Annotated in this window: 1 protein-coding gene; it reads right to left on the minus strand. The window is 49.2% G+C overall.

Annotated elements, in window-relative coordinates:
• The coding region (locus tag ACP2WS_RS11370; protein WP_426460866.1) for a hypothetical protein at positions 1–204 on the minus strand (204 nt) is incomplete at its 3' end.
• Positions 205–250 lie beyond the last annotated feature (46 nt).

The raw sequence follows: 250 nt of genomic DNA on the forward strand, positions 1-250 counted from the left end.
TTTGGCTTGCCATGCCTGCTGGCGTGCAGCATTCCTGGCTGCATTCTGTTGCTGATTGATGTTCTGAACCTGAATGGCGCGTTGTCTTTCCATCTGATCGGCGTATCCCATGTCAGCAGGGCTGAGCTGTTGCCCCCATGAAGCTGTGACAAACAAAGCCAGACATGATCCAATAACTGTTTGTGTCCATTGATGTTTTTGCATGATTTTCTCCAGTCTGTGGTCAGAGCTTCCAGAATGGACTACTGGA

The organism is Brachymonas moutaii (nom. illeg.) (genome assembly GCF_049977365.1).
Taxonomy (GTDB): Bacteria; Pseudomonadota; Gammaproteobacteria; order Burkholderiales; family Burkholderiaceae_C; genus Brachymonas.